Here is a 19,043-nt window from a genome sequence, read left to right as displayed (position 1 = left end):
CGAGGATGAAGCGACGAGCTGCAGCCATGAGACTGCTTTCGGCCAAAAGCGGACGGTCTACTAGAGCTCGTGCGGTCAAAAAATAGTCGTCGGCTACCCAGGAAGTCCGAGGAGAATCGTTGAGTTTCGTCTTGGAAGGACAATATTTAGCTTCGCTCAACAAGATCGACAAGGCGTAGATAACGCGAGTCTGATTTCAGGTCAGGTTTGGTTTCCGCGATCAGAGCTAGTACCTTCGGCAACTCATATGGAGGACGTATGAGAACCAAGGGTGTAACTCTGTTAATTAAATCCAGCGTTGTCTCAGGAAACAAAACGGTGATCGGCTTTTCATCGTTTAAATCTCGAGTGAACCGGTAGAACGGATGGTCATTTGTCTCCACCGCTACCAAAAACTTCTTTACCGCTTCGTAAACTGCGGGAAAGTTATCCCCGGTGTCATCAAGCAAGCCTATCCATGCTCTCATCGATTTTGAGGTTCTGTATCGGCGTTCTCTGGGCCAGTCTTTGTTGATTACAGGAATGACGTGCTTGATCCAGCCGTTTTCGTTTTTCTGCCCAACTTGACCCAACCAAAAAATGAATCGGTTTCGAGTGTCATCGGACATAGCTCGTAAGACTAAACGAAGTTCTCCCTCGGAGAGCCCGCTAGGCTCACTTGTGTCAAATATGCGCATGTAGCCTAGCCAGTGCGCGGCTCCGACTGAGAGATCTCGATCCCATGAAAATCCTTCAACCCACGGGAATAGGTTGAGCAGGAGCGGTTTGATGATCTCTCGCAACGATCGTCTAGGCACTTGGTTACTGTAGAGAAATCCGTTCCATGCGGGCTCCGACGCTGGATGTTCGAACGCCAACATTGGAACAAATCGTTCCTCAGCCCATACCGGGTCTATAAACGCGAGCCAGTTCAGCATCCTGCTTACTATTGATACGGCATGATCCGAGCCTTCACCGGGCGCAGCTAAGAGACGTTCAATTCGAGACTTGATGTGGTCTGGAATTAGTGAACCCGCCACCTCCTGCAGCTCTCTAGGCACTGCGTTTAAAAGGGCCTCAGTACACATGCCGACCGGGCCATTGATTGCATGGCCATATGTGCGCGTAGACTGTTCAATCAGTTTTCCACCTTGATGGGTTTTACCAAGACCACTCTTCGCTGCCTCTGCTCCACCGCTCAAGATACCTTCGACGATATGATCGTATACTCGCCAACTGAGATCAGCATCAAACTCAAGCATTGTCACCAGGTTCTGCTGGAGCCATCGGCCCAAGGTATGGTTCAGTTTGGCGATAAATGCTTGTGGGAGCTGTGCAACTCGGGTCAGGAATACCCGCCTCAGCCTGGGAGTGGTTTCTGCCGGGAATTCATTGATCATGGAAGACCAGAGTGCCTCTGGATAGTCGCCAGCCTTTCCAGCAATCGTCAGCGCAGACAATGCCTTTCGCGGTTTGACTTTTACCAAGCCAGTGAAGGGTCGCCTCTCAGTAAAGCTGCCAAAATCACGCTTCAACTCTTCCTTTGCCTTCGAAACAACCTCGTTTATGGGGAGATCCAAGACTGCATCTGGTTTTTCGTCCGTGCCGACCCAGCCGGTGTATGAGCCGTGCTCGATGACCGTTGAAGTCGCCCAACCGTCGTTCCAATCAGCAATACCTTCAGTCATCACGGCAAGCCGTTCACTGTGAGCAGCTGCAAGTTCGCAACCTTGAAGTTCGAGATATCTCGCGTATCTAGCCGCGAACTCGCCTCGCAGCCGATGGAACTCCTCGTCAGACCAGTGGGCCTGCTGATCGGGGCCTGTCAAGATGCGGTCGATGAGTTGATTACGACTCGTCTCAGAGAGTTCTTTCCATCGGTCAACGATCAGAAAAAGCAGCTCTCGGGCCACATCAATGTCCCAAAAAGCTTCTTGATCTAAAAGTAACACTTGCTCGGCAATCGAGTCGGCCTCGAAGAGGTCGACTTTATTGAAGGCATAAAGCTTGAGCTTTCGGAAAAAGTACCGCTCCGTAGCGGGCCAAGTCATCGCATGCGCTATTGCAAGTACCGGCCATTTAGCAATCATTTGATCGAAAAGTTGAACAAACCAAACCACCGCCTCCGCGGGTTTCGTGATGTACTTTTCCCCGTCGACTTCGCGTACCGGATAGCAGGTCGGTGTACGGAAGTACATGGTCTCGATATCCCCCAATAGCCCTGAGGCGAAAGTAAGCTGCTCCTGAAGGATGCCAAATACCTGCGGTAGTAGGTCGTCGGGAATGTCTAAATCTTCGTCGTGCTTATCAAGGAACATGACTTCATACTGACCGAGGTCGCCGAGGTGAATGTCCATCCAGGATGCTGAGGGAGGCTTGGACTGCCCCAGACCAATCGGTCGCTTGATCTCCAAACGCGGAGTCGTAACCTTCCGGAATTCTCTTAGGACACTAGCCGTCCATCCTTCCACATTGATCCGTTCCCTCAGGCTAAACCATTCGCCATCCCACTGACGATTGCGAGGATCTCGATGGTGTTCGAGGATGAGATTCCAGATATGGCGCGCTCGTTTTTCGAGAGTTTTTGAGTGATCCAATTGCCACTCGATTTGTTGAAGAAGTCGCGGATGCAGACCGTTCTGTCGGATCGCCCACCAAGCCAGCACAGGGCTTACAATGGCCTTGCTGATCCAGGTGATAAGGTGAGCAAGCCTTATTGGCGTCGCCTCGAAACCTTCTGCTTGGCGACCACCGAGCCGATGAAACTCGTGTGGATTGTCGTCTTCATCTCTCCAAATTAATAGATTGTCGTTGCTTACGCCCTGCTTGCGATCTTCATCAGAGATATCGCTCAGATCGTCATCAAGTCCGTATGCGACCAGAGGATCAAAGGTCTCTGCATCAACGCCATAGTCACGTACTGGTTCAGCCGATCGCACATACGCATCCATCACACATATCCATTCAGGATGTGGAGTCGGATTAGCTTCCGAGAATAATCTAGCGCCCTGTATCGTGCGAAGGGCATGAGCAACTTGGCCGCGCACATGAGGGGCAAGTACTTTCGGATCCTGCTGGGATTGAGCGATTACGGATGCACGCCATCTACGAGGATCATCAGCTCGCTCTGCCCAAGCTTCCATGCTCGTCCACAAGTCCGAGTGATCGGAATAGGCTATGGCTGTAACCCCTCGGTCACGCCATTTCGCTTCGATGTCCTCAGGAAGCCCACGGTCAAAGGCATAGAGTCGAGATCGATCATACTGGCCGTCATGGTTAAGGCCCTGAAGAAGATATTTGACGGGCGGGTCTTCTGCCTGATAACCAACTAAAACGACGGTATGTCGTTCTAGGAGGTGCCTGATAAAGTTGGTAGCCCATCCTTCTGATAGGTACGCACGTCCGAAGTCCGCGCTGCTAAGCACGTAGGGATGAGTTTCAGAGGCCGCCTCCACCAATCGCCCGTGAAGATAAGTGATCCCCTCAATTTTCGATCCGAAGTTCAGATCGGGAAAAGCAGGCGGCACGTGCCGGACCAGATGCCCTCCCACATGCCCGACTTCGAACAATCGGTCGAAGTTCGTCGTGACAATCTGCGGCACGCCGTTTTGACTTGAAGAAATCCGCTTAATCAGATCGTGTTCACGTCCCACATCTTTGATTTGTAGAGGAGCACTTAGTCGCTCCGTGACCAGTGCGTTAACTTCATCCTTACCGTATTCCAGGTGGAGGAGGTTGAAGATTTGGTCGAGTGGGACATTCGCAGCAGATTGATCATCCAGCCATGGCCGAAACGCGGCCATAATTTCTGAATCGGCTGGCGGATCAAAAAAATCAATGACGTGCCGAGTAAGACCGACGAAAGTAGGCATTCCAGATGGTAACGAAACTCCGGCGCCGCACAGAAATACGACGCGGCCAGCATCACAGCGCTCGAGGAGGATATCTGGTATCGCAGGGCCATCGGGATGGAATCTCATAAGTTCAACTCATCAATGCGTTAAAGTGGTCATACCGGAGCGGCAAATACGCTTTCGACGGTAGGGCTACACATGCTGAGTCGCACAGTATAGGCGTGCATCGACAGTAACTGCCGTCTCCATCCCCATGTACTATGTTCATAGCTAATTTCTCATCCTGAAGGGTATCGGCAAGGGACCGCTTTTGGCCGATAGCGGTCAGTCGGGCGTCATCAAAACCGCAAGCGTCATCTTGATGAACTCCTCATTTTTGTCGATTGCCCAGAGGGCGGCGCGGACGTTCTCGGCGACGTCGGCCGATCCGCGCTGCTCGACCCAGTTCGTAAGCTCCATGATGGCGGCTTCGAGAGCGAGTTGGTTCTCATTGATTTTGTAAAGCAGGGAAGGGAGCAGATCGGAATTTGGCATGGGCGTTCCTCCGTGAAAGAGCCCAGCGTAGCACCGTGTTACATGAAGAGTGTTTTACGTTTGGCAGGACGCCAGAGAAGGGAGAAAAGCCAGAAAGTTTTGTAACGCGTATCAAAAAGTTTTGTAACGCTTCCGTGAGCTCAGCGAAAATCTCAACAGCCAGAAACGACAAAGCCCCGAATAATCAGGGCTTTGTCGTACATAAGATGGCGGAGGCGATGGGATTCGAACTCATGGACCTGTTACAGTCGACGGTTTTCAAGACCGTTGCCTTAAACCACTCGGCCACACCTCCGTTGCGTTGCGGGCGCCATAATACCTGAATGAAACACACTGTCAAACTCTCTGCATGGCTTGTTACAGAGCGTCTGTTATGATCTTTGCGACTGAACGTTTCAAACCAACAGGAGTGTCGCCATGCGCGAACAGGATTACGCAGTTAATAACAGCGTGCAGGCTGAGCAGCTAGAGGTTAGCCGCGTCCTGCGCAACACTTACGGCCTACTGGCTCTGACCCTCGCATTCAGCGGCGTCATGGCTTTCGTCGCACAGCAGATGCGTGTTGGCTACCCGAATATTTTCGTGGTGCTGATCGGCTTCTACGGGCTGTTCTTCCTCACCAACAAACTCCGTGATTCCGCGTGGGGCCTGGTGTCCGCGTTTGCGTTGACCGGTTTCATGGGTTTCCTGCTCGGCCCGATTCTCAATCGTTATCTGGGCATGCAGGGCGGCGCTGAAGTGGTCAGCTCCGCATTCGCGATGACTGCACTGGTGTTTGGTGGTCTGTCGGCTTACGTGCTGATCACCCGCAAGGACATGAGTTTCCTCGGTGGTTTCATCACCGCCGGTTTCTTCGTCCTGCTGGGTGCAACGCTGGCAAGCTTCTTCTTCCAGATCAGCGGTCTGCAACTGGCGATCAGCGCAGGTTTCGTGCTGTTCTCGTCGGTCTGCATTCTGTTCCAGACCAGCGCCATCATTCATGGCGGCGAGCGGAACTACATCATGGCGACCATCAGCCTGTATGTATCGATCTACAACCTGTTCATCAGCTTGTTGCAGATCTTCGGCATCATGAGCCGCGACGACTGATTCAGGTCTGCGTTTCAACAAAAAACCCGCTTCGGCGGGTTTTTTGTTGCCTGCAGAAAAGCCACATGCGGAGGCTTTTTATCAGTTGATCACGATGCTGCCATCGGCCTGTTGCTTGTAGATCGTGTAAGGCAACAGCAACGTGTCGAGTACCCCCGAGGCCACGGCATCAATCGCCCAGCCCGGAAGTGCCGCGTTGTAAGCGTTACCTTCGCTTATCGGCGCATGCAGCGTACAAAAATCGTACATCACACCGCTGTAGATCCGAGGGACCGCCCCGCAATAGGACTTGTTCCGCTTTAAATCGTCCACGGCCACCTGATCGCTACGCGCGACGGTCTGCACCGTCCCGCATCCGCCCAGCATCGCCGCCATCAGCATCATTGCCAGAACTTTCATACCGCCAATCCTTCGCCGGAAAACCCTCAATTTACGCCGAACGTCAGGAAAAAGCACTTAAGCCATCGGCGGCAAACGGCGCTTGACCGGAGTTTTCTTGACGATCGCCGTGTTGGTCTCGGCCAGCGTATTGAGACGGTCTAGCAGGGTGTCCAGCTGCTCCATCGAGCGCACGTGCAGACGGGCGATAAAGCAGTCCTCGCCGGTGACCTTGTCGCACTCGGTGAATTCCGGGATCGACAGAATCTGCCGCTCAACCTCCTGCAACTGCCCCGGCAACGGCCGTACCCGCACGATCGCCTGCAATTGATAACCAAAGCATTTGGGGTCGATCTCGACGGTGTAGCCCTTGAGCACGCCGCGCTCTTCCAACCTACGCAAACGCTCGGCCACGCTGGGCGAAGACAGACCACTGATCTGTGCCAGTGCCTTGAGCGAACGTCGCGAATCCTCCATCAAGGCACTGATTAGAACCTGGTCGATGTCATCGGTCATGTCGAATTCCCGTATTAGGCGATTGATGAAAATCACCCTCAATAAAAAAGGCAGAAAGCCAGTTTAGCCTGCTTTTTACGCTGGAGCGCTCCTGCGTTGGCTTGGCATACTTTTGCCATGCTTTCGACAAATGCAGAGGAGATTGATGATGGACAAAACACTCCGTCGCGGCTCATTTGAAATGACCGCTGCGATGCTGATATCCGGGACGATCGGCTGGTTCGTGCTGGTTTCCGGGCAACCGGTGCTGGACGTGGTGTTCTGGCGCTGTGTGTTCGGCGCTGGCACCTTGCTGTTGATCTGCGCAGCATTCGGCTTTCTGCGGCCGGCCATTCTGACCCGCACGACATTCCTGCTCGCCGTGCTCAGCGGCGTGGCGATTGTCGGCAACTGGGTATTGTTGTTCGCCTCGTACTCCCGGGCCTCAATAGCCATCGGCACGGCGGTGTACAACGTGCAGCCGTTCATGCTGGTCGGCCTGGCGGCGCTGTTTCTCGGCGAAAAAATCACCCTGCAGAAAATGTTCTGGCTGGCGATTTCCTTCATGGGGATGCTGGCGATCGTCAGTGCCCATGGCCAGCAAGGCGAGGGTGGTAGCGACTATCTGGTGGGCATCGCACTGGCGCTGGGTGCGGCGTTCCTGTACGCGATTGCAGCATTGATCATCAAGCGTCTGACCGGCACGCCACCGCACTTGATTGCACTGATTCAAGTGTGCACTGGAGTGCTGTTGCTCGCACCGTTCGCACACTTTTCCGCAATGCCGCAAGTATCGAGCGCGTGGGCCAGTCTGATTACATTGGGCATCGTGCACACCGGCCTGATGTACGTGCTGTTGTACGGTGCGATTCAGAAATTGCCGACCGCTTTGACCGGCGCACTGTCATTCATCTACCCGATCGCCGCAATCTTCGTTGACTGGTTCGCGTTCGGCCATCGCCTGGAGACCCTGCAATGGGTGGGTGTGGCGGCAATATTGCTGGCCGCTGCCGGCATGCAACAGGGTTGGGGCTTCAGGGCTCGGCGACTGGCTGCGCAGTAACCCTCAGATGTTCCAGCGTGGCGCAGTTTTCGCCAGGCGCTGGCGCATCTCGGCGATGTTCGCCGCCAGTTGCCGGGTCAACAATCGATAGCCATCGAGGGCGCTGTAGACCGGTGCATCGAGACTGGCGTCCGGCAATTCCAGCGGCCGCCCCAGGCGTTGCGTTGCGCCGGACTTCAACGCGCGCGCCATGCCGATCAGTTGCACGCGAATGACTCTGTGCTCAGCCTTCAACGCTGATTGCAGATGGGTCATGGCCTGGGGGTCGTTGGCATCGGGGCGGGTATTGCCGAGGATTTCCAGGGTGCTGATGCACATGCGCAGGTTGCGCTGGATCGCATCGAGTTCGGTCATGGAAATCTTCACTTCCTTGGACACCGACGGCATCAGGGAACGCAATTGCACCATCACCGCGCTCAGGCGGCTCATCAGTTTCAGGTGCTCGTCAGCACTGACCGGCTGACCGTTGATGATCCGTCCGTACACCGTGGCGCAGTCGCGCAAGGCATCTGCCAGGTTGTAGCGCCACGAGTACACCGCGTACAGCGGCAGGGCGAAAGAGAAAGCCAGGGCGAGGGCAATGCCGATCAGAATATCGACTCCACGCCACAAGCCATCGGTGATCGGGTTGTCGCCATGCCCGGCGACAATAAACACGGTGATCGCCGAGAGCAGGGCGGTATAACCGCCCTTGCCAATGGCGTGATAGGAGAAAAAGCCGCAAACCACGGCCATGGCGAAGTAGGTGAGCCACGGCATGCCCAGCCACGCCTGCTGCGCCACCAGCAGCAAACCGACGCCGGCGCCGATCAAGGTGCCGGTGGCGCGTTCGGCGGCTTTCTTGCCGATGTTGCCGTGGTGCTGCAAACCGCCGATCACCACCAGCATGGTCACCGATGCCCATTCACCGTGGGGCAGGTTGATGCCGGTGGTCAGCAGAATCGTCGCCAGCAACCCCAATGCCACCCGCACCGCGTGGATCAGTCGGGCGTTTCGGTAGCGCCGGTACGGGTCCAGCAGCGGACGCAGGATTCGGCGCAACAGCGGTGGCAGTCGGTGGGTGCTGAACGTACTCAGTGCAAGGCCCTCGTCAGAATATGTAGTCGGTAGTCAGGAAGCTCGAGTCGCGTCCGCGAATGATCTCGCTGATCAGGTCCTTGTTGCTGTCTTGGAACTTGGTTGCCACCAGCGTGCGGATCGAGAAAACCCGTAGTGCATCGTGTACCGACAGCGTGCCCTCGGCGGAGTTCTTGCGGCCGTTGAACGGGTAAGTATCCGGGCCACGCTGGCACTGCGCGTTGAGATTGATCCGCCCGACCTGGTTGGCAAAGGTGTCGACCAGCCGGCCGACCGCCACCGGGTTGGTGCCGAAGATGCTCAACTGCTGGCCGAAATCCGACTCCAGTACGTAGTCGATCACCGTATCGAGGTGACGGTACGGCACGATCGGTACCACTGGGCCGAACTGTTCTTCCTGGTACACGCGCATCTGCGGGTTCACCGGGTACAGCACCGCCGGGTAGAAGAACGACTCGCGGGATTCGCCGCCATTCGGGTTGACCACTTCAGCGCCCTTGCTGCGCGCATCCGCCACCAGACCGTGCAGATAATCGACTTTGCCTGACTCCGGCAGCGGCGTCAGCGACACACCGCTGTCCCACGGCATGCCCGGTTTCAGGGTGGCCAGTTTCGCGTTGAATTTCTCGATGAAACTGTCGACCACATCTTCATGCACAAAGAGAATTTTCAGCGCGGTGCAGCGCTGGCCGTTGAACGACAGCGAGCCGGTAACCGCTTCGCTGACGGCGTTGTCGAGATCGACTTCCGGCAAGACGATGCCGGGGTTCTTCGCATCGAGACCCAGCGCGGCACGCAAGCGGTGCGGTTTCGGGTGCAGCTTTTTCAGGTCGCTGGCGGCTTTGTTGGTGCCGATGAAGGCGAAGATGTCGATCTTGCCACTGGCCATCAGCGCGCTGACGGTTTCGCGGCCGCTGCCGTAGATCACGTTGATCACCCCGGTCGGGAAGCTGTCGCGGAACGCTTCCAGCAGCGGACGAATCAGCAGCACGCCGAGCTTGGCCGGTTTGAACACCACGGTGTTGCCCATGATCAACGCCGGGATCAGCGTGGTGAAGGTTTCGTTCAGCGGATAGTTGTAAGGCCCCATGCACAGCGCGACGCCGAGCGGCACGCGGCGGATCTGCCCGAGCGTGTCCTGTTCCAGCTCGAAACGGCTGGAGCGGCGGTCGAGTTCTTTAAGCGCATTGATGGTATCGACGATGTAGTCGCAGGTGCGATCGAACTCTTTTTCCGAGTCCTTGAGGTTCTTGCCGATTTCCCACATCAACAACTTCACCACAGCATCGCGTTGCTGGCGCATGCGGCCGAGGAAGGCTTCGACATGCTGGATACGTTCGGCCACGCGCATGGTCGGCCACAGGCCCTGACCACGGTCGTAGGCACGCACGGCGGCGTCGAGGGCGGTGAGGGCGGTGTCGGCATCGAGCAGCGGTGTGCTGCCGAGGATGACTTGTTCGTCGCCATTCTCACCTTTTAGATAGACCGGGCTGCGCACGGTGGCGAGCGGGCCGTCCCAGCGGCGCAACTGGCCGTCGACCAGATATTCGCGTTGCTCGACCTGAGCGTCGAGGCGGTATTTTTCCGGGATGTCGCTGACAGAAGGGAACAGGTTGCCAAGGATGTTTGCTGTGGTCATGTCGCTACCCCGTGTTGATGTCTGCGTGCAGATCAAAAGTCTCTACAGGTTATACGCCTGAATGCGCCGAAATTTAAACCCGCAAATGTCACCCGAATGTCACGCAAAGGCGCACAACAGAGCGGGCTGGCTTGAAGATCGTTCCCACGCTCCGCGTGGGAACGCCTCAAGGGACGCTCCGCGTTCCAATGGGACGCAGAGCGTCCCGGGCTGTATTCCCACGCGGAGCGTGGGAACGATCTTCATCATCGGGGGAGAGGGCTGGCCCCGTTTGCCCCCCTCGCTGTCCCGCAATGCCCTCAACCGTTGTCTGCCGCTGTCTTAAGGTGTGATCACAACAATAAGCGAGGCCTTTATGCGGGCAATCCAACTCACTGTACTGCTGGCGTTGGCCATGGCGTTGCCTGGCTGCGGCGATGACGCCAGACCGACGACCACTTCCAGCATCGCCGGCAACGCCATTCCCAAAGACCCGGCACTGGCACAGATCTACGCCAACAGCTGCCAGCTCTGCCACGCCAACCCTGCCGCCAACGCTCCGCTCACCGGTGATCGCCAAGCCTGGGAGCCGCGTATCCAGCAGGGCGCCGACACGCTGCTCGACCATGCGATCAACGGCTACAACGGCATGCCGCCGATGGGCCAGTGTGTCGAGTGCTCGGAAGAGCAATTTCTGCAATTGATCGGCTTCATGGCCGACCAGCCTCTCCCACAATAAGGGTGCGCGCATGACCATGGATCTGACGCGGCGTCAGTTGTTGCAACGGGCAAGTATCGTCGGCGCGTTCGGCGCGTTGGCCAGCACCCCGGCATTGGGCCAATTGCTGCGTGCGCCTCGCTTGATTCCGTGGCGCAACTGGTCGGGCGGGCAGAGTTGTCTGCCGGCAGCGCGACTGGCGCCAAAGAGCCTCGATGAGCTGACGACCGTCATCAGGCAGGCGCAAGGCAAGATCCGTCCGGTTGGCTCCGCGCATTCTTTCAGCGCCTTGGTGCCCACCGACGGCACACTGTTGTCGCTGAGCTATTTCAACGGTCTGCTCGATCACGATGCGAAAACCCTGCAAGCCGAATTCGCCGCCGGCACGCCGATGTCACGTATGGGTGCGCCACTGAAAGACATTGGCCAGGCCCTGCAGAACATGGCCGACATCGATTACCAGACGCTTGCCGGGGCGATCTCGACCTCGACCCATGGCACCGGGAAAAACTTCCAGTCCTATTCCGCTCACGTCTGCGGCATGCAATTGGTGACCGCCAGCGGCGAGGTGCTCGACTGCGATAGCCAGCGCCATCCCGAAGTGTTCAACGCTGCGCGCGTGTCCCTTGGTGCCCTCGGCGTGGCGACAAAAATCCGCCTGCAAAACCGCCCGGCCTATCGCCTGCGCGAACGCCAGTGGATCGCCAAGACCGAAGAGCTGCTCGAAGACCTCGACAAGAACACCCGTGAAAACCAGCACTGGGAAATGCTCGTCGTCACCCATTCCGACTACGCCTTGTCCATTGCCCTCAACGAAACCGACGAACCGGCCACGCCGCCGATCCCGCCCGAAGAGGAGGGCGGCAACGAGTTCGTCACCCTGATCGAAAAGATCGACAAGTACGCCAGTGACTTTCCGGAGTTGCGCCGCACGATGCTCAACAGCCTGCGCCATCTGGCCAGTTTCGATGACCGCGTCGGCGACTCGTTCGACATCTACGCCAACGTGCGCACCGTGCGCTTCAACGAAATGGAATATTCCGTGCCAGCCGAACACGGCCCGGCGTGCCTGCGCGAAATTCTCAAGTTGATTCAGGACAAGGACCTGCGCACCTGGTTTCCCATCGAGTATCGCTACGTCAGGGCTGACGATATTCCGTTGAGCATGTTCGAGGGCCGCGACAGCTGTTCAATCTCGGTGCACCAGCATTATCAGATGGACCATCACAACTTCTTCGCCGCCGTCGAGCCAATCTTCTGGAAGTACAACGGCCGGCCACACTGGGGCAAGTTGCACACGCTGAATGCGCGAACCTTGCAGCCGTTGTACCCGCGCTGGCGCGAATTTATCGATGTGCGCCAAGCGCTGGACCCCAGTGGCCGGTTTCTCAACGCGCATCTGTCGTCAATTCTGGGGGTGAGCTAATGGCGGTCAATCGTCGTCATTTTCTGCTCGGCACACTGGGTGTCGGCGCTTTGTTGATCGGTGTAGGCGCCTGGTTGCGTCCGGGCGACCGGGGCGCGCCGTACAGCGAATATTTCCGTGCGCTGAATCAAGAGTTGAAGGACAAAGGCCCGATGCGCCCGGTGTTGCTGATCGATCTGGATCGCCTCGATCACAACATCGATGTGGTCATGCAGTCGGTCAAGCGCGGCGGCAAGCAACTGCGGCTGGTGGAGAAATCCCTGCCGGCGCCAGGGCTGCTGAACTATATCGGCCAGCGTGCCGGGACGCAGCGCCTGATGTCGTTTCATCAGCCGTTTCTCAATCACGATGCGGTCGCGTTCCCGCAGTCGGACATTCTGCTCGGCAAGCCACTGCCGGTGCGCTCGGCCGAACTGTTTTATCAGAATCACAAAGGCCCATTCGATCCGAGCAAGCAACTGCAATGGCTGCTCGACGGCCCTGAGCGTTTGCGGCAGTACCTCGCGCTGGCCCAAGGATTGGGCACGCGGATGCGCATCAACATCGAACTGGACGTCGGTCTGCATCGCGGCGGGGTCAGTGATGTGAATGTGCTGGGGCAGATGCTCACGCTGATCGGCGCCAACCCGCAGAATCTGGAATTCGCCGGGTTCATGGGCTACGACCCGTTCGTGGGCATGGGGGTGCCGGGGATTCTGGGTTCGCCCGAAGAACTGTTTGCCAAGGTCATGGTGATTTATCAGCGTTGCGTGGACTTCACTCGCCAGCAATTTCCGGCGTTGTGGCACGACGGCTTGTGCCTGAATACCGCCGGCAGCCCGAGTTACCGCATCCATGAAAACGAAAAGCTCAGCAGCGAAGTGTCCGTCGGCACGGCGATGCTCAAACCGACGCACTACGACTTGCCGTCGCTGGTCGAGCACGTGCCGGCAGCCTACATCGCCACGCCGGTGTTGAAGAGCACGGGCGCGGTGAATATTCCGGCGCTGGATGACAAGTCGAAACTGTTCTCGTGGTGGGATCAGAACCAGCGCCAGACCTTTTTCATTTACGGCGGTAACTGGATGGCCGAGTTCGAATCGCCGCCCGGATTACAAAGCAACAGTGTCTACGGCCGCAGTTCGAATCAGGAGATGGTCAACGGCTCGAATGCCGTCGGCCTGACGTTCGAAGATCAAGTCTTCCTGCGCCCGACCCAGACTGAAGCCGTCCTTCTGCAATTCGGTGATTTGCTGGCCGTGCGCGGCGGCAAAATCATCGACAACTGGCCTGTCTACACCTGAAAACCCAATAGTCCAAACACCACGTCCCCCTGTGGGAGCTGGCTTGCCAGCGATGGCGTCACATCAGCAACCCTTTACTTCGCTGACAGACCGCTATCGCTGGCAAGCCAGCTCCCACAGGGTTTTGTGTTGTCTGTTAAATCCCGAGCAATTCTGTAATGAAGCTTTTATGACAAAAGTTCGGTAGCACATCGCCAGTCCGGTCATGCCTATGTAACGCGCTTGAGGGGCCCAACGGGGCGCTTTTCACAAGCCGAGGCGGGACGCCGGGAGTGAGGCAATGGGGACTATGGAACGCTACTCGAAAGTGGGCATGCAGGAACTCGATCAACGCTTGTCGAAGATCGTCGAAGCCGCGCGCAAGAAGCCGGTTTCGGTGTATCGCTACGGCGCGCCGTGGGTCTGGATTGTTTCGCAGGATGACTGGCAGGGCGCTTTGAAAGAAGTGTCCAGCTACATTCCGCCGGGCCATTCGCTGGTTCTGTTGCGCCCACAGATCGACGATTTGCTCGACACCCATCGCGAACTCTTGCACGACCTCAATGCCGAGCCCGGCATGTTGATCCCCGCGCAAACGGTCATGCACATCCTGCTGCTGCAACTGCTGTATTCGGTGCCCAGCGAGCAGCAGCTGTATGAACAGCTCAATTACAACCTGCTGTTCCGCTGGTTCGTCGGCCTCGGCCTGAACCAGAAAGTCTGGAGTTTCAACGTCCTCAGTCGCGACATCGCCACGTTGCTCAACAACCCGCAGGCGGTGCAACTCATTCAGAAAATCATTGGCGAAGTGTTCTGCGGTGCCTTGCTGCAAATGCCCGAGTTCTCGTTGAACTTCGCGCTGCTGCACACCTGGCTCGGCAAGCACGCCTGCGCCCCGCACGTCAGCAATTGACAGCGGCAACACACAAGGCGCTGAGGCGCCAACAGGTCATCGCGAATTCAGGGGGTAGTGTGGAACCGATTTTCAAGTCACGGCTGGCGCTGTGGGGCTGGCTGCTGGTGACGGCGGGCGTGCAGCCGGCATTGGCCGAGGAGGCTGTCGAAAACGCAGCGCCGCAGCGTCTGGTCGACGTCAACGAGTACTTCGTGCGTGGCAATACCGTGCTTGATGCGCGGGCGATTGAAGAAGCGGTGTACCCGTTTCTCGGCCCGCAGAAAGGCATGAACGATATCGAAGGCGCGCGGGATGCCTTGCAGAAGGCTTATCAGGAGCGCGGCTATCAATCGGTGTTCGTCGAGCTGCCGGAGCAAGCTGTCGCCGACGGCATCGTCTATCTGCAAGTCAGCGAAACCAAGGTCGGCCGGGTCCGCGTGGTCGGCGCCAAACATTATTCGCCACTGGACATCCGCGACAATGTCCCTGCGCTGAAGGAGGGTGAGGTGCCGGACTTCGCCAAGGTCCAGGGCGAACTGGCGCAGCTCAACAAGACGCCGGGCCGGCAGGTCATGCCAATGGTTCGCGAAGGCCAGCGCCCGGGCACCATGGACGTCGATCTGCAAGTCGAAGATCAGAACCCGTGGACCGCCAGCGTCGGCCTCAACAACGATTACAGCGCTGACACTGAAAAGCTGCGCACTGTCACCAGCCTCGGCTACAACAACCTTTGGCAACTCGGCCATAGCATCAACCTGACGTTCTTCACGGCGCCACAGGAAACCGACAACGCCAAGGTCTGGTCGGGGTCGTACACCGCGCCGCTGACCGAGCGCTGGAGCGTGCAGTTCTCCGGTTATCAGTCCGACAGTAACGTCGCCACCATCGGTGGCAGCAACGTGTTGGGCAAGGGCCATTCCTATGGCGTCTCGGCGATCTACACGCTGCCCTCCAGCGGCAACTGGTCGAACTCGCTGTCGGCCGGCATCGACTTCAAGGACTTCGACGAGCGCCTGACCTTATCCGGCGAAAGCGACAAAGTCCCACTGCAATACGCGCCGTTCACCTTCGCCTACAACGGTTATCGCTACAGCGAAAAGAGCCAGCTTGGCCTTGGCCTGAGCCTGGTAGCCGCCACCCGCAGCATTTTCGGTTACGGCAGCTCCGACGAAGACTTCGACTACAAACGCTATCGCGCCAAGCCGAGTTTCGCCGTGCTCAAGGGCGATACCAATTACACCTGGACCTTCGACAGCGACTGGCAGAGCGCGAGCAAAGCCGCGTTCCAGTTGGCGTCCGGGCCACTGGTTTCCAACGAACAATTTTCTGCCGGCGGCGCCACTTCGGTACGCGGCTATCTGGCGGCCGAACGCACCGGTGATGACGGCTTGCTGCTCAGTCAGGAAGTCCGCACGCCATCACTCGCCAAGTACGCCGGCACGTGGATGCAGGACTGGCGTTTCTACGCCTTTGCCGAAGGCGCACAACTTTACCTGCGCGATGAGCTACCGGATCAGGACGCCAATTACGCCCTGGCCAGCGTCGGCCTCGGCACCCGCGCCAGCCTGAGCAAATGGCTGTCCGGCAGCCTCGACTGGGGCTACCCGCTACTCGAAGGGCCGAACACCTCGAAACAGGAATCGCGCCTGCACTTCAACCTTCAAGCCACTTTTTAAAGGAGCACGTTCATGCAGCGCCTCATTCTTTCGTTGTTGATCTGCCTGGGCTTCGTGCTCCCGGCCACGGCTCAGGCCTGGTGGCAGGACGACTGGCATTACCGCAAACAGATTGCCGTCGACACCACGCCGCAGGGCGCGGCGATCAATCAGGCCCTCGGCCGCACCGCGCTGCTGGTGCGCCTGCACACCGGCAACTTCACCTTTGACGGGGTGAAAGAGGACGGTTCGGATCTGCGCTTCGTCGCGGCTGACGACAAGACTGTGCTCAATCACCAGATCGAAAGCTTCGATGCGCTGATGGGCATGGCGTTGATCTGGGTCGACGTGCCGAATGTCGAGGGCGGCCAGCGCCAGGACATCTGGATGTATTACGGCAATCAGAAGGCCCCGGCGACGGGCAACGGCCAACTGACCTTCGATCCGAATTACACCGCGCTTTATCACTTCGATGGCGCCACCGGTACTCCGGCCAAAGACACCACCGCCTACGGCAACACCGCGCAAAGCGCGACTGGCGCGGCGATTGACGGCGTAGTAGGGCGGGCCTTGCAGTTCAGCGGTCAGCCGTTGTTGCTGCCGGCCAGTCCGTCGTTGCAGCACAATGCTGGCAGCGCGTTCACCTTTAGTGCCTGGCTGCGTCTGGATCAGGCCAGTGGCGAGCAACTGATTCTGGCCCGTCGTGAAGGCGCCAACAGTCTGCTGATCGGTGCCAACCAAGGCGTACCGTTTGTGGAGATCGACGGCCAACGTGCGGTCGCCACCCAAGCGCTGAATCCGGGCCAATGGCAGCACGTCGCGCTGACCGCTGAAGGCTCGAAAGTCACCCTGTACATCAACGGCCGCGAAGGCGCGACCTTGGCGCTGGCGATGCCGGCATTCAACTCGGTCATGGCCATCGGCGCTGATCTTTCAGCGAGTGCCTTCCAGCCGTTCGTAGGCGCCATCGACGAACTGCGTCTGTCGAAAGTCGCGCGTCCGGCGCCGTTGTTACTGGCCGACGCCACCTCGCAGGGCGCCGAATCGAAACTGGTCGCTTACGGCGTCGATGAAGAGCAATCCGGTTTTGGTTTCGGCAGCCTCGGCTTCCTGCTCAACGCGGTGCCAATCGATGCCTGGGTGATCATCGCCGTGCTGGTGCTGATGATGTTCCAGTCTTGGATCATCATGCTGCGCAAGAACCGCACCTTGAGCCGCGTGACCGCAGCCAACGAAGACTTCCGCGTGCAATTCGCCAAGGTCGGCACGCGTCTGGAGATGTTTGCGGACGACACGCAACTCGCCCAGCGTTTGCAGCACTCGCCGCTGTGGCGCCTCTATCAAGTCGCGGTGAAAGAGATCCGCACCCGCCGCGAGCAGGGCGCCGATACCTCGTCGGTTTCCGCTGCGACCATCGAAGCCATCCGCTGCTCCATGGACGGCGTGCGTACCCGTGAAAACCAGCAACTCAGCTCGAAACTCTCGACCCTGTCCAACGCCATCGCCGGCGGCCCGTACATCGGCCTGCTCGGCACCGTGCTGGGGATCATGGTGGTGTTCCTCGGCACGGCGATGGCCGGCGACGTCAACATCAATGCGATCGCCCCGGGCATGGCAGCGGCATTGCTCGCCACAGCGATGGGCTTGTTCGTCGCGATCCCGGCGCTGTTTGGCTACAACCGCCTGATCACCCGCAACAAGGAAGTCAGCGCCGACATGCGTGTGTTCGTCGACGAGTTCATCACCCGTCTGGCCGAGATGCACGGCGAGAGCCAGTTCAGTGAGGCATCGCATCAGCGCGGCCATCACGCCAACCACTCCGTACCGGCCTGAGGAGCACTGACATGGCGTCTGTAAATGCCTCCCACGACGATGACGAAGATGCAGCGGTGGACAGCATCAACATCACTCCGCTGGTCGACGTGCTGATGGTGGTGCTGGTGATGTTCATCCTCACCGCCACGGCGCAGGTCTCGGGGATTCAGATCAACCTGCCCAAGGCCAGCGCTTCGGTGTCGTTGTCCGAGGCCAAGACCAAGGCGATTTCGGTCAACGACGGCGGTCAGGTGTTCCTCGATGCCTACCCGGTGACCCTGGCCGAGCTGGAAGAGCGCCTGCGCATCGAGAAGGCGCAGAGCCCGGACTTCCCGGTGATCGTGCGCGGCGATGCGACGGTGCAATACCAGAAAGTCATCGAAGTGCTGGATCTGCTGCGCCGGCTCGAACTGTCCCAGGTCGGTCTTGTGACCGGCAAACCGAGTCAGGGCTGAGTCATGACTGCACAAATGCCCTTCGAGCCGCTGCCCGTGAAACGGTCGCCGTTGCGTTTTGTGAAATGGGGCGCCGGGCTGCTGCTCGGCGCCATCGCCGCGTATCTGCTGTGGCAATGGGCCAACGACATGAGCGGCATCCGCCGCGAAGCGCCGAAGGTGCCGACGATCATTCCGTTGCCGCCCCCGCCACCTCCGCCGCCGGAGAAACCACCAGAGCCGGAAACTCCGGTGGAAGAAAAAGTCGTCGAGCCTGAGCCAACGCCTGAACCGGAAGAGGTCAAGCCCGAGGAAGAAGCACCGCCATCGCCGGCGGACGATCTGGCCAATCCGATGCAAATGGACGGCGACGCTCAGTCCGGCAACGACGCGTTCAACATCGGCGCGGGCAAGGGCGGCGGCATGGCCGGTGCCGGTGGCGGACGACTGGGCAACGGCACTTACAGCCAGTTCCTCGCGTTCACCTTCCAGAAGCTGCTGCGCGAGAACCCTGATCTGCGCAACCTAGCGTTCACGTTGCAGGCCGATGTGTGGCTGAGCAGCGTTGGCGAGATCACCCGGGTCGAGCTGATCAAGTCCAGCGGCAACCCCGAAATCGACACTCAGGTGTTGGCGGCACTGCGTAACGCGCCGCACCTGAGCGAACGGCCGCCGGCCTCCATCACCCTGCCTGTGCGCATGTCCCTGCAAGGGCGGCGTCCGGGTTAACCGAATTCATAAAGCTGTATGA

The 19,043-nt window shown here is 58.4% G+C and carries 16 protein-coding genes and 1 tRNA gene; 10 read left to right on the top strand and 7 right to left on the bottom strand.

Annotated features, from left to right (window positions below; genetic code table 11):
- Window positions 1-146: 146 nt before the first annotated feature.
- From AC3WMT_RS01585 to AC3WMT_RS01575, 3 genes are all read right to left on the bottom strand, one after another.
- A complete protein-coding gene (locus AC3WMT_RS01585; RefSeq protein ID WP_103302184.1) occupies window positions 147-3,959 on the bottom strand; it encodes an SIR2 family protein in 3,813 nt (1,270 codons plus the stop codon).
- A 198-nt stretch (window positions 3,960-4,157) separates the two neighbouring features.
- Window positions 4,158-4,367, bottom strand: coding sequence for a hypothetical protein (locus tag AC3WMT_RS01580; RefSeq protein WP_103302183.1), 210 nt, complete (start codon window positions 4,365-4,367; stop codon window positions 4,158-4,160).
- A 207-nt stretch (window positions 4,368-4,574) separates the two neighbouring features.
- Window positions 4,575-4,662, bottom strand: a tRNA-Ser gene (locus AC3WMT_RS01575).
- Between the two features lie 122 nt (window positions 4,663-4,784).
- On the opposite strand from AC3WMT_RS01575, the gene AC3WMT_RS01570 reads away from it, so the two are divergent.
- Window positions 4,785-5,456: a Bax inhibitor-1/YccA family protein gene (locus AC3WMT_RS01570; protein WP_008081508.1), complete on the top strand. Its 672-nt coding sequence runs from the start codon at window positions 4,785-4,787 to the stop codon at window positions 5,454-5,456.
- A gap of 81 nt (window positions 5,457-5,537) precedes the next feature.
- Here AC3WMT_RS01570 and AC3WMT_RS01565 read toward each other — a convergent pair whose 3' ends face one another.
- Window positions 5,538-5,855, bottom strand: coding sequence for a YceK/YidQ family lipoprotein (locus AC3WMT_RS01565; RefSeq protein ID WP_103302182.1), 318 nt, complete (start codon window positions 5,853-5,855; stop codon window positions 5,538-5,540).
- A gap of 57 nt (window positions 5,856-5,912) precedes the next feature.
- Complete coding sequence (locus tag AC3WMT_RS01560) at window positions 5,913-6,350, bottom strand: Lrp/AsnC family transcriptional regulator (protein ID WP_103302181.1); 438 nt, start codon at window positions 6,348-6,350, stop codon at window positions 5,913-5,915.
- A gap of 148 nt (window positions 6,351-6,498) precedes the next feature.
- On the opposite strand from AC3WMT_RS01560, the gene AC3WMT_RS01555 reads away from it, so the two are divergent.
- Entirely contained in the window at window positions 6,499-7,392 is an 894-nt protein-coding gene (locus tag AC3WMT_RS01555; RefSeq protein ID WP_103302180.1) for a DMT family transporter, read from the top strand.
- 3 nt (window positions 7,393-7,395) lie between these two features.
- Here AC3WMT_RS01555 and AC3WMT_RS01550 read toward each other — a convergent pair whose 3' ends face one another.
- Both AC3WMT_RS01550 and AC3WMT_RS01545 read right to left on the bottom strand, forming a co-directional pair.
- Window positions 7,396-8,436, bottom strand: a complete 1,041-nt coding sequence (locus AC3WMT_RS01550) for an FUSC family protein (protein ID WP_177431354.1) — start codon at window positions 8,434-8,436, stop codon at window positions 7,396-7,398.
- Between the two features lie 46 nt (window positions 8,437-8,482).
- Entirely contained in the window at window positions 8,483-10,108 is a 1,626-nt protein-coding gene (locus AC3WMT_RS01545; RefSeq protein WP_103302179.1) for an NADP-dependent glyceraldehyde-3-phosphate dehydrogenase, read from the bottom strand.
- Window positions 10,109-10,463: 355 nt separating this feature from the next.
- Here AC3WMT_RS01545 and AC3WMT_RS01540 point away from each other — a divergent pair, with 355 nt between their 5' ends.
- The 8 genes from AC3WMT_RS01540 (at window position 10,464) to AC3WMT_RS01505 (ending at window position 19,021) form a co-directional block, all read left to right on the top strand.
- Entirely contained in the window at window positions 10,464-10,826 is a 363-nt protein-coding gene (locus tag AC3WMT_RS01540) for a c-type cytochrome (protein ID WP_103302178.1), read from the top strand.
- Window positions 10,827-10,902: 76 nt separating this feature from the next.
- Window positions 10,903-12,231 carry a D-arabinono-1,4-lactone oxidase gene (locus AC3WMT_RS01535; RefSeq protein WP_177431353.1) on the top strand — a complete coding sequence of 443 codons (1,329 nt, stop codon included), beginning with the start codon at window positions 10,903-10,905 and terminating at the stop codon, window positions 12,229-12,231.
- A gap of 74 nt (window positions 12,232-12,305) precedes the next feature.
- Complete coding sequence (locus AC3WMT_RS01530) at window positions 12,306-13,514, top strand: DSD1 family PLP-dependent enzyme (RefSeq protein WP_177431352.1); 1,209 nt, start codon at window positions 12,306-12,308, stop codon at window positions 13,512-13,514.
- A 280-nt stretch (window positions 13,515-13,794) separates the two neighbouring features.
- Window positions 13,795-14,406, top strand: coding sequence for a transposase (locus AC3WMT_RS01525; RefSeq protein ID WP_103302175.1), 612 nt, complete (start codon window positions 13,795-13,797; stop codon window positions 14,404-14,406).
- 59 nt (window positions 14,407-14,465) lie between these two features.
- Window positions 14,466-16,064 carry a ShlB/FhaC/HecB family hemolysin secretion/activation protein gene (locus AC3WMT_RS01520; protein WP_103302174.1) on the top strand — a complete coding sequence of 533 codons (1,599 nt, stop codon included), beginning with the start codon at window positions 14,466-14,468 and terminating at the stop codon, window positions 16,062-16,064.
- A 12-nt stretch (window positions 16,065-16,076) separates the two neighbouring features.
- Window positions 16,077-17,876: a DUF2341 domain-containing protein gene (locus tag AC3WMT_RS01515; protein ID WP_103302173.1), complete on the top strand. Its 1,800-nt coding sequence runs from the start codon at window positions 16,077-16,079 to the stop codon at window positions 17,874-17,876.
- An 11-nt stretch (window positions 17,877-17,887) separates the two neighbouring features.
- Window positions 17,888-18,313: an ExbD/TolR family protein gene (locus AC3WMT_RS01510; protein WP_007915482.1), complete on the top strand. Its 426-nt coding sequence runs from the start codon at window positions 17,888-17,890 to the stop codon at window positions 18,311-18,313.
- Between the two features lie 3 nt (window positions 18,314-18,316).
- Window positions 18,317-19,021, top strand: coding sequence for an energy transducer TonB family protein (locus tag AC3WMT_RS01505; protein WP_103302172.1), 705 nt, complete (start codon window positions 18,317-18,319; stop codon window positions 19,019-19,021).
- Window positions 19,022-19,043 lie beyond the last annotated feature (22 nt).

The organism is Pseudomonas sp. FW305-7 (assembly GCF_058786735.1).
Note: the sequence above shows the minus strand (reverse complement) of the source record. Positions and strands in the feature narration are given on the sequence as shown.

Excerpts from the sequence above, each read along its gene's own strand:
- AC3WMT_RS01585 (WP_103302184.1), bottom strand. The coding sequence starts at position 3,959 with ATGAGATTCCATCCCGATGGCCCTGCGATACCAGATATCCTCCTCGAG.
- AC3WMT_RS01580 (WP_103302183.1), bottom strand. The coding sequence starts at position 4,367 with ATGCCAAATTCCGATCTGCTCCCTTCCCTGCTTTACAAAATCAATGAG.
- AC3WMT_RS01570 (WP_008081508.1), top strand. The coding sequence starts at position 4,785 with ATGCGCGAACAGGATTACGCAGTTAATAACAGCGTGCAGGCTGAGCAG.
- AC3WMT_RS01565 (WP_103302182.1), bottom strand. The coding sequence starts at position 5,855 with ATGAAAGTTCTGGCAATGATGCTGATGGCGGCGATGCTGGGCGGATGC.
- AC3WMT_RS01560 (WP_103302181.1), bottom strand. The coding sequence starts at position 6,350 with ATGACCGATGACATCGACCAGGTTCTAATCAGTGCCTTGATGGAGGAT.
- AC3WMT_RS01555 (WP_103302180.1), top strand. The coding sequence starts at position 6,499 with ATGGACAAAACACTCCGTCGCGGCTCATTTGAAATGACCGCTGCGATG.
- AC3WMT_RS01545 (WP_103302179.1), bottom strand. The coding sequence starts at position 10,108 with ATGACCACAGCAAACATCCTTGGCAACCTGTTCCCTTCTGTCAGCGAC.
- AC3WMT_RS01540 (WP_103302178.1), top strand. The coding sequence starts at position 10,464 with ATGCGGGCAATCCAACTCACTGTACTGCTGGCGTTGGCCATGGCGTTG.
- AC3WMT_RS01525 (WP_103302175.1), top strand. The coding sequence starts at position 13,795 with ATGGGGACTATGGAACGCTACTCGAAAGTGGGCATGCAGGAACTCGAT.
- AC3WMT_RS01515 (WP_103302173.1), top strand. The coding sequence starts at position 16,077 with ATGCAGCGCCTCATTCTTTCGTTGTTGATCTGCCTGGGCTTCGTGCTC.
- AC3WMT_RS01510 (WP_007915482.1), top strand. The coding sequence starts at position 17,888 with ATGGCGTCTGTAAATGCCTCCCACGACGATGACGAAGATGCAGCGGTG.
- AC3WMT_RS01505 (WP_103302172.1), top strand. The coding sequence starts at position 18,317 with ATGACTGCACAAATGCCCTTCGAGCCGCTGCCCGTGAAACGGTCGCCG.